This window comes from Polymorphobacter sp. (assembly GCF_051860865.1).
Taxonomy (GTDB): Bacteria; Pseudomonadota; Alphaproteobacteria; order Sphingomonadales; family Sphingomonadaceae; genus Sandarakinorhabdus.
The window spans coordinates 1,861-10,748 of the sequence record NZ_JBIMKZ010000042.1; the positions used below are offsets into that span (position 1 = coordinate 1,861).

The window sequence follows — 8,888 nt, forward strand, 5'->3', positions numbered from 1 at the left end:
TGGCGCTCATTGCCTTTCTCGATTCGATCAAGTCCCGTGACCCGGCGCCACGGTCGCGATGGGAGATACTGACCTATCCCGGCGTCTGGGCGCTGGCCTTCCACCGCGTCGCCCATGCGCTGTTCGGCCTGCGACTGTTCCTGATGGCGCGGATCGTCAACCATGTCTCCCGCCTGCTGACGGCCATCGACATCCATCCCGGCGCACGGATCGGCGCCAATTTCTTCATCGACCATGGCTTCGTGGTCATCGGCGAGACCGCACTGATCGGCGACAATGTCACCATCTACCAGTGCGTGACGTTGGGCGGTACCGACCCGGCCAATGGCATCGCCGGCAAGCGCCACCCGACGCTGGAGGACGGTGTCATCATTGGCTCGGGCGCCCAGGTGCTCGGCCCGATCACCGTCGGCAGCCGCGCCCGCGTAGGCGCCAACGCCGTGGTAACACGCGACGTGCCGGCAGGCGCCACCATGGTCGGCATTCCTGCCCGCGCGGTACCGGTCGATGCCGGCGACTATGCCAAGCCGTTCATGCCTTATGGCACGCCCTGCGCCCAGAAGTTCGACCCCGAGACCCAGAAGATCGAGCTGCTGCGCTGCGAGATCGAAACGCTGCGCGCCCGCCTCGATGCCTTGACCACCGAGGACGCCGATCGGAAGGCCGGCTGAGGTTGGAAAACGTCACCCCCCTGCCCCGATCGGATTCCGGGCCAACAGCCAGCCGGACCGAACCGCAGGTCAGCTTCACCCGTCTCGAACTCGACCGTATCCTGTCCCTCTATGGCCGCATGGTCGCCGCCGGGCTGTGGCGCGACTATGCGCTGGCGCTGGGGCCGAAGCAGGCGAGCTTCTCCGCTTTCCGCCGCACCGCCGAGAATCCCGAGATACGGATCGTCAAGGATCCGGCGCTGCGGCAGCGTCAGGGCGAATGGGCGCTATATGGGGAAGGCGGTATCGTGCTGAAGCGCGGCCATGAGCTTCCCGGCGTGCTGGCGGTGGTGGAGCGGCGGCTGCTGAAACTGGTGGAGCGCTAATGTGAGCCGACTGGAAGGCGGTTGCCATTGCGGGAAGGTGCGCTTTTCGATCGACGACAAGGCCGTCCTCATGACCGGCTATTGCCATTGCTCGATCTGCCGGCGACTGTCCGGCGCGCCGGTAAATGCCTGGGTGGCGGTGATGCCGGGGGATCTGGACCTCACCGGCGATGTTGCCACCTACCGCTCTTCAGATTCCGGGCACCGCGCCTTCTGCCCCGGCTGCGGCGCCCAGCTGTGGTTCGCCTCGAGCGACGGCGCCTTCATCACGCTCAATGCGCCGGGTTTCGACACGCCTGACGCCGAGCCGCTCCGGCCACGGCTGCACATCTATGTCGCCGACAAGCTGTCGTGGTTCGACATTACCGACGATCTGCCGCGCCTCCCCGCCGGTCCGCCCCAGGGCTGAGGCCTATGTGGTGAGCAGCCCAGGCTGCACGCTGCTCAAGATGGTTCAAAGCTGAGCGGCGCGCCGAGTGCGACGACGCCCTGCTCGATGCTGGTCTGGGGCACGATATCGCCGGCGCGGTCGATGATCTCGGCGAACCGTTCGGCTACCGTCTCCGCGGTCATCGCCGCGCCAGCAACATGGATGCCGCGCGTCAGCGTCACATGCGTCGCTTCGAAGCCGCCGCCGCCCGCATTGAGGATGGTGTTGGTCGGCGCCTCTTCCGAGACCAGATAGATCGCCGCCGGCACCACGCTTTCCGGGCCCAGCCGATCCAGCGCTTCGGCGGGAATGACATCGTCGGTCATCCGCGTCGCCGCCAGCGGCGCGATGGCATTGACGCGGACGTCGTTGCGCGCACCCTCCAGTGCCAGGGTCTTCATCAGCCCGACCAGCCCGGCCTTGGCGGCGCAATAATTGGCCTGGCCGAAGTTGCCGTACAGCCCGCTGGAGCTGGTCGCCATCAGGATGCGGCCATAGCCCTGCTCGCGCATCAGCGCCCACACCGCCTTGCTGCAGATCACCGAGCCCATCAGATTGACCTCGATGACGCTGCGGAAATCCTCCAGGCTCATCCGCGCAAATGTCTTGTCGCGCAGGATCCCGGCGTTGTTGATCAGCACATCGACCCGCCCCCAGCGCTCGCGCACCACGCCGACCATCTTGTCCACCGCCGTGGCATCGGTAACGCTGGCGCCATTGGCCATCGCCTCGCCGCCCAGCGCCTCGATCTCCGCCACCACCGCCTGGGCGGCGGCGAGCGACGCGCCCGTACCGTCCCGCGCCCCGCCGAGATCGTTGACGACCACGCGCGCCCCGCGCCGCGCCAGCTCCAGCGCATAGCAGCGGCCGAGGCCGCCGCCCGCGCCGGTGACGATGGCGACACGATTATCGAAACGAATTGTCATCTATGCAAAGCCCCTCTGACAGGGCGTTGCCATATCGCAAGCAACCTGACGGTAAAAGCCCCGACGCCGATCAGGCGCGGACCGGCTCCAGCTCGACATCGAGCGCATAGCCGGCCGACCGCACCGTGCGGATGACATCGGGCAGTTCCTCGCCGCCAGCAGTGGCATTGACCGCCTTGCGCAGCCGGCGAATGTGCACATCGACGGTCCGCTGCTCGACATAGACATCGCGCCCCCAGACCGAATCAAGCAATTGCTCGCGCGAGAACACCCGGCCCGGATGCTCGAGGAAGTGGCGCAGCAGCCGGAACTCGGTCGGCCCCAGCTGCACCGGCTGGCCGTCGCGCGTCACCTTGTGTGAGGCGGTGTCCATGCTGATCCCGGCATAATCGAGGTTGCCGCCGGACAGCGCCGGCCGCAGCCGCCGCAGTAGCGCCCGGATCCGTGCCACCAGCTCGCGCGGGCTGAACGGCTTGGTGACATAATCATCGGCGCCGGTCTCCAGCCCGCGGATGCGGTCCGCCTCCTCGACCCGCGCCGTCAGCATGACGATCGGCAGATTGGCGGTCGCCGGCGCCCTGCGCAGCCGCCGGCAGACCTCGATGCCCGAGAGATTGGCGATCATCCAGTCGAGGATCACCAGATCAGGCTTCTCTTCCTGCGCCAGCACCAGCGCCTCCTCACCGTCGCCGGTGCGGATCACGTCGAAATTTTCCTTCTCGAGATTATAGCTGATCAGCTCGACGAGATGGGGATCGTCTTCAACAAGCAGGATCTTCGGACGCATCACTCACTCTCCTCAGGTTTCGAGGCAATCGCAGGGGGCTGGGTATAGGTGGAGGTGTTGTCACTCTTCGGCCGGTCGACGATATGCTCGCCGGTCACCGCGTAGTGGACCATCTCGGCGATGGCGGTGGCATGGTCGCCGATCCGCTCAAGGTTTTTCGCGACGAACAGCAGATGCGTCGACGGCGTGATGTAATGCGGATTTTCCATCATGAAGGTCAGCAGCGAGCGGAACAGGCTGTTGTAGAAATCATCGACGCCCCGGTCACGTTCGCACACCGCCTGCGCCAGCGCCGCGTTGCGGTCGACAAAGGCATCGAGCACGTCGCGGATCATGCCCACGACGATCCGCGCCATCTCCGGCACGATCACCACCGGCTCGATCGGCTGCGCCTGCGCCAGCACCGAGGCGCGCTTGGCGATGTTCTTGGCATAGTCGCCGATCCGCTCGAGCACACCCGCCATCTTCAGCGCTGCCACGATCTCGCGCAGGTCATTGGCCAGCGGCGCGCGCAGGGCGATGATCCGCACCGCCAGCGCCTCGGCCTCGGCCTCGAGCGCATCGATCCGCTTGTCGTCGTTGACCACGCGCATCGCCGCGTCGACATTGCGCGTCACCAGCGCATCGACCGCAGCGGCGATCTGCACCTCGCACAGCCCGCCCATGCGGCTGATGATGGCACGCAGCTGGCCGATGTCGTCGTCGAAGGACTTGACGGTATGGCGGTCGGTCTCGGTCATTTCCTGGTCCTTGGTCAGCCGTAGCGGCCGGTAATATAGTCCTTGGTGCGGGTTTCGGCAGGATTGGTGAAGATCATGCTGGTGTCGCCATATTCGACCATCGAGCCGAGATGGAAGAAGGCGGTCTTCTGGCTGACCCGCGCCGCCTGCTGCATGTTGTGGGTGACGATGATGATCGCATAACGGCCGCGCAATTCGTCGATCAATTCCTCGATCCGCGCCGTGGCGATCGGATCGAGCGCCGAGCAGGGCTCGTCCATCAGGATCACCTCGGGGTCGACGGCAATGGCCCGCGCAATGCACAGCCGCTGCTGCTGGCCGCCGGACATCGCCGTGCCGCTCTCCTGCAGCCGGTCCTTGACCTCGTCCCACAGCCCGGCGCGGCGCAGCGACCGCTCGACGATCACGTCGAAATCCGCCTTGCCCGCCGCCAGCCCATGAATGCGCGGCCCATAAGCGATATTCTCGTAGATCGACTTGGGAAACGGATTGGGCTTCTGGAAGACCATGCCGACCCGGGCGCGCAACTGCACCACGTCCATCTCCGGCGAATGGATATCGGTATCGTCGAGCCGGATATCGCCCTCCACCCGGGCGCTCTCCACCGTGTCGTTCATCCGGTTGAAGCAGCGCAGGAAGGTCGACTTGCCGCAGCCGGACGGGCCGATGAACGCGGTCACCTTGTCGGCATGAACATCGAGCGATACGTTCCGGATCGCCTGCGTCGTGCCATAGAAGACGTTGACATCCCGTGCCGACATCTTCGGGGGCGTGTTTTCAGGATAACTGTTCACCAGCGCCTCTCGAAGCGATTGCGGAGATAGATGGCGACGCTGTTCATCATCACCAGGATGACCAGCAGCACGATGATCGCCGCCGAGGTCTTCTCGATGAACCCGCGCGCCACATCGTCGGACCACAGAAAGACCTGCACCGGCAGCACCGTCGCCGGCGTTGTGAACCCCTGCGGCGTGTCGACCACGAACGCCCGCATGCCGATCAGCAGCAGCGGCGCCGTCTCCCCGAGCGCGCGCGCCACGCCGATGATCGTGCCGGTCATGATCCCCGGCATCGCCAGCGGCAGCACATGCTGGAACACCACCTGGATCGGCGAGGCACCGATCCCGAGCGCCGCGTTGCGGATCGACGGCGGCACCGACTTGATCGCCACCCGCGCCGAGATCACGATCACCGGCAGCGTCATCAGCGCCAGCGTCAGCCCGCCGACCAGCGGCGCCGAACGCGGCAGCCCGAAGAAGTTCAGCAGCACCGCCAGCCCGAGCAGCCCGAAGATGATCGACGGCACCGCCGCCAGATTATTGATGCTGACCTCGATCAGGTCGGTCCAGCGGTTCTTCGGCGCAAACTCCTCCAGCCAGATCGCCGCCAGCACGCCGATCGGAAAGGCAAAGGAGATGGTGACGATCAGCGTCAACAGGCTGCCCAGCGCCGCCCCCCAGATGCCGGCCAGCTCGGGCACGGTCGAATCCGCCGTGCTCAGGAAGATGGTGTTCAGCCCCGACCGCAACAACCCACGCTCGGAGAGCTCGCGCCACGCGGTAATGTCGCGGTCGCTCACCCCGCGCGTCAGCGCCGGCGCGTCGAGATCGAATTTGCCCTTGGCCAGCAAATCGATCGAGCTGCGCACCGGCACCCAGACGCTCGCCGTCTTGCCGAGCAGGCCGGGATCGGCCTCCAGCGCGTCGCGCAACGCCAGCCAGGCGCCTTCGCTGACGACCGAATCATAATCGCCCAGCTGCTCGGAGGCCTTGAGCATCAGCCCGGCATAATCGGCCTGGCGCAGCGTCACGCGCCGGGTCGCCTCGTCCGCGCCCAGCCCGATCGCCGCCGGATCGATGCCGAGCACCGCCGGGTCATAGGTCACCGACACCCGTACTTCGGTGTCGATAAAGCCGGTCCAGCCATCGCGGATGATGGTGAACAGCAGGATTGCCAGGAAGCCGGCAGCCAGCGTCAGCGCCCCCAGCCCCAGCCAGCGAAAATTGCGCTCGGACGCATAGCGCCGGGCAATCCGCCGCTGCATCGCCGGCGATGCCCAGTCGGTCGGCGGCCGGGTGCCGGCAACCGGCGCGGGGGTGGCCAGGCTCGCCATGTTATTCATAAGCCTCGCGATATTTCTTCACCACTGCCAGCGCATAGATGTTGAGCACCAGGGTGATGCAGAACAGCACCAGCCCCAGCGCAAAGGCCGACAGCGTCTTCGGGCTGTCGAATTCCTGGTCGCCGGTCAGCAGCGCCACGATCTGCGTCGTCACCGTGGTGACGCTGTCGAACGGATTGAGCGTCAGGTTCGCCGCCAGCCCGGCTGCCATCACAACGATCATCGTCTCGCCGATCGCCCGACTGACCGCCAGCAGGATGCCACCAACGATGCCGGGCAACGCGGCGGGCAGCAGCACGCGCTTGACCGTCTCGGACGGCGTCGCTCCCATCGCCAGGCTGCCGTCGCGCATCGCCCGCGGCACGGCGTTCAGCGCATCATCGGCCATCGACGAGACGAACGGGATGATCATGATCCCCATCACCAGCCCGGCCGCCAGCGCCGATTCCGAACTGGCCTCGCGCATCCCCAGCCACACGGCGAAGTCGCGCACCGCCGGCGCCACGGTCAGCGCCGCGAAAAAGCCGTAGACCACGGTCGGCACGCCGGCGAGCAATTCCAGCATCGGCTTCAATATCTTGCGCAGCCGGGTATCGGCATATTGGGTCAAATAAACCGCCGACATCAGCCCAAGCGGGATCGCCACGATCATCGCGATGATCGCGCCGATGAAGATCGTCCCCCAGAACAGCGGCACCGCGCCGAACGCCCCCGACGAGCCGACCTGGTCGGCACGGATCGCCGTCTGCGGCGACCAGCGGGTGCCGAACAGGAATTCGAGCGGCGACACAAACTGGAAGAAGCGCAGGCTCTCGAAGATCAGGCTGAGCACGATGCCGAAGGTGGTCAGGATCGCCACCAGCGACGCGGTCATCAAGGCCAGCCGCACCGCCGCCTCGACCTTGTTGCGCGCCCGGAACTGCGGCCGCAGCCGCGAGAAGGCAAACAGCCCGCCGACACTCGCCAGCGTCAGCGCCACCGCGCCGGCCAGCAGATTATAGTTGCTCCGCGTCGTCGCATAAACCACCGCCGCCGGCCGCGTCGCCTCGTTGAACGGCTCCTCGATCTCGCCCGCCGCCAGTCCCTTGACCTCGTTCATGAACGAGATCCGGTCGAGGTCACCGACCGGCCGCTCGGCCGCCGGCACCGTGTCGAGGACGCGCCCGGCAATGAAGTCGTCGCTGACCACTGCCCAGCCGAGCACCACCAGCAGCGCCGGCATCAGCGCGAACAGTCCGACATAGCCGCCATGATAGCCGGGCCGCGAATGCACCCCGCCGATCCGCGCCTTGGCGGTCGTCGCCGTCGCCGCATTGGCGGCAAACAGCGCCGTGCCGCGCGCCCGGCCCATGAAGAAGCCCAGCAGCCCGAGCCCGAAGGCCAGGAAAATCAGCATCGTCAGCGACATCAGAGCACGTCCGCCGGATCGAGCAGCACCGGCTTGCGCGCCGCCTCGGCATTGGCCGCCCGCACCGGATCAGGCGAGGCCACCAGCCCGCGTCGCGCCAGATAGCCCTTGCGGCCCCAGGTCGACTCCCGGCTCAGTTCGGTCAGGAATGCCTGCATGCCGCGCACGCTGCGCATATGCTGCGCCTTCACATAGACATAGAGCGGCCGCGAGGCCGGAAAGGCAAAGGTGGCGATATTGTCATAGGTCGGCTCAACCCCCGAGATCGGTACACCCTTCACCTTGTCGAGATTTTCCTCGAGATAGGAATAGCCGAACACGCCGAGCAGATTGGGGTTGGCGGCCAGCTTCTGGACGATCAGATTGTCATTCTCGCCGGCCTCGACATAGGCGCCGTCCTCGCGCATCGCCGTGCAGATCTGGGCATGCCGGTCGGCGTCGCGTGCCTTCAGCGCCTTCATCGCCGGATTGGCGTTGCAGCCCTTGTCCATATAGAGCTCGTTGAAGGCATCGCGCGTACCGCTCGTCGGCGGCGGCCCCAGCACCTCGATGCGGATACGCGGCAGCCGCGGGTTGATGTCGCTCCACAGCCGCGCCCGCTGCGGCCGGCCATAGGGCATAGCGGCGAGCGCCCGGTATATTTCTTCCTCGGTCATCCCCGGAAAACGCCCGGCGCGCCCCTGCGCCACCGCCAGCCCGTCGAGCCCGATCTGCACCTCGATGATGTCGGTAACGCCATTTTTCGCGCAATCGGCGCCCGGCTTGATCCGCCGCGAGGCATTGGCGACATCGGGGAAGCGCTCGCCGATCCCCGAGCAGAACAGCTTGATGCCGCCGCCTGTGCCGGTCGATTCGACGATCGGCCCGGGAAACTGCGGATTGGCGCGCTTGAACTGTTCGGCAACCGCGGTGACGAACGGGTAGAGCGTCGACGAGCCAACGATCCGCAGCTGGGTCCGCGCCGCGACCGGCGTCGCGGAAAGCGCCGCCACGGCTGCTGCCAATGCCCCCAACTGGATTGCCCGCAAAATAATGTCTCCCGGCGCGCGTCGTCTGGCACCCATGTCGCTCTCGCAACTGCCGCTCTAGCGACCGTTGATGCGCGGCCTATGACAGTTTGATGACCGTTTCATGACAGCGGCGCCGGCACCGGGTCCGGGTTCGCCTCCGCTTCGACGCGCACCGCCGCCTGCGGCAAGGTGAACGAGACGGTAGTGCCCTCGCCCAGCTGGCTCTCCACTTCCAGCCGGCCGCGATGCCGCTCGACGATATGCTTGACGATCGCCAGCCCCAGCCCGGTGCCGCCCATCTTGCGGGACCGCTGCGAATCAACCCGGTAGAAGCGCTCGGTCAGCCGCGGCAGATGCTCGGGCGCGATCCCCTCGCCCCGATCCTTGACGGCGATGCGAACCTGCGGCCCGTGCGCCGCCGTCGCCGGC

Annotated in this window: 11 protein-coding genes; 3 read left to right on the plus strand and 8 right to left on the minus strand. The window is 66.5% G+C overall.

The annotated features are described in order from the left end of the window. The first annotated feature begins 8 nt into the window (after positions 1 to 8). Genes epsC through ACTIFJ_RS09210 form a run of 3 tightly spaced genes read left to right on the plus strand, consistent with a single transcriptional unit; the run spans position 9 to position 1,445 of the window. Positions 9 to 671 carry a serine O-acetyltransferase EpsC gene (epsC, locus tag ACTIFJ_RS09200; protein WP_439533834.1) on the plus strand — a complete coding sequence of 221 codons (663 nt, stop codon included), beginning with the start codon at positions 9 to 11 and terminating at the stop codon, positions 669 to 671. Between the two features lie 2 nt (positions 672 to 673). Continuing rightward, positions 674 to 1,036 (plus strand): DUF2794 domain-containing protein, encoded by a 363-nt coding sequence (locus tag ACTIFJ_RS09205; RefSeq protein ID WP_439533809.1) that lies wholly within the window; start codon positions 674 to 676, stop codon positions 1,034 to 1,036. Position 1,037: 1 nt separating this feature from the next. Further along, on the plus strand, positions 1,038 to 1,445 hold the full coding sequence (locus ACTIFJ_RS09210; protein ID WP_439533810.1) for a GFA family protein: 408 nt from the start codon (positions 1,038 to 1,040) through the stop codon (positions 1,443 to 1,445). A 35-nt stretch (positions 1,446 to 1,480) separates the two neighbouring features. Here the strand turns inward: ACTIFJ_RS09210 and ACTIFJ_RS09215 are convergent, their stop codons facing one another. The 8 genes from ACTIFJ_RS09215 to ACTIFJ_RS09250 all read right to left on the minus strand — a co-directional run. Beyond that, on the minus strand, positions 1,481 to 2,392 hold the full coding sequence (locus ACTIFJ_RS09215; RefSeq protein ID WP_439533811.1) for an SDR family NAD(P)-dependent oxidoreductase: 912 nt from the start codon (positions 2,390 to 2,392) through the stop codon (positions 1,481 to 1,483). 70 nt (positions 2,393 to 2,462) lie between these two features. After that, complete coding sequence (gene phoB / locus ACTIFJ_RS09220; protein WP_439533812.1) at positions 2,463 to 3,179, minus strand: phosphate regulon transcriptional regulator PhoB; 717 nt, start codon at positions 3,177 to 3,179, stop codon at positions 2,463 to 2,465. Next, positions 3,179 to 3,919, minus strand: a complete 741-nt coding sequence (phoU, locus tag ACTIFJ_RS09225) for a phosphate signaling complex protein PhoU (RefSeq protein WP_439533813.1) — start codon at positions 3,917 to 3,919, stop codon at positions 3,179 to 3,181. The genes phoB and phoU overlap by 1 nt, the downstream gene beginning before the upstream one ends. Before the next feature lie 14 nt (positions 3,920 to 3,933). Next, positions 3,934 to 4,680, minus strand: coding sequence for a phosphate ABC transporter ATP-binding protein PstB (gene pstB / locus ACTIFJ_RS09230; protein ID WP_439533814.1), 747 nt, complete (start codon positions 4,678 to 4,680; stop codon positions 3,934 to 3,936). Between the two features lie 29 nt (positions 4,681 to 4,709). Continuing rightward, positions 4,710 to 6,032 (minus strand): phosphate ABC transporter permease PstA, encoded by a 1,323-nt coding sequence (gene pstA / locus ACTIFJ_RS09235; RefSeq protein WP_439533815.1) that lies wholly within the window; start codon positions 6,030 to 6,032, stop codon positions 4,710 to 4,712. Position 6,033: 1 nt separating this feature from the next. Continuing rightward, entirely contained in the window at positions 6,034 to 7,449 is a 1,416-nt protein-coding gene (gene pstC / locus ACTIFJ_RS09240) for a phosphate ABC transporter permease subunit PstC (protein WP_439533816.1), read from the minus strand. Continuing rightward, the gene (locus ACTIFJ_RS09245; RefSeq protein ID WP_439533817.1) at positions 7,449 to 8,441 is read right to left on the minus strand and encodes a substrate-binding domain-containing protein; all 993 of its coding nucleotides are present in this window, start codon (positions 8,439 to 8,441) and stop codon (positions 7,449 to 7,451) included. Before ACTIFJ_RS09245 ends, pstC begins: the two co-directional genes overlap by 1 nt. Positions 8,442 to 8,578: 137 nt before the next feature. After that, on the minus strand, positions 8,579 to 8,888 hold a 310-nt coding region (locus ACTIFJ_RS09250), incomplete at its 5' end, for a sensor histidine kinase (RefSeq protein WP_439533818.1).

What these genes read in the sequence shown, in the direction of transcription:
- pstA (WP_439533815.1), bottom strand. Translation starts at nt 6,032, where the DNA reads ATGGCGAGCCTGGCCACCCCCGCGCCGGTTGCCGGCACCCGGCCGCCG.
- ACTIFJ_RS09215 (WP_439533811.1), bottom strand. Translation starts at nt 2,392, where the DNA reads ATGACAATTCGTTTCGATAATCGTGTCGCCATCGTCACCGGCGCGGGC.
- pstB (WP_439533814.1), bottom strand. Translation starts at nt 4,680, where the DNA reads ATGTCGGCACGGGATGTCAACGTCTTCTATGGCACGACGCAGGCGATC.
- phoB (WP_439533812.1), bottom strand. Translation starts at nt 3,179, where the DNA reads ATGCGTCCGAAGATCCTGCTTGTTGAAGACGATCCCCATCTCGTCGAG.
- pstC (WP_439533816.1), bottom strand. Translation starts at nt 7,449, where the DNA reads ATGTCGCTGACGATGCTGATTTTCCTGGCCTTCGGGCTCGGGCTGCTG.
- phoU (WP_439533813.1), bottom strand. Translation starts at nt 3,919, where the DNA reads ATGACCGAGACCGACCGCCATACCGTCAAGTCCTTCGACGACGACATC.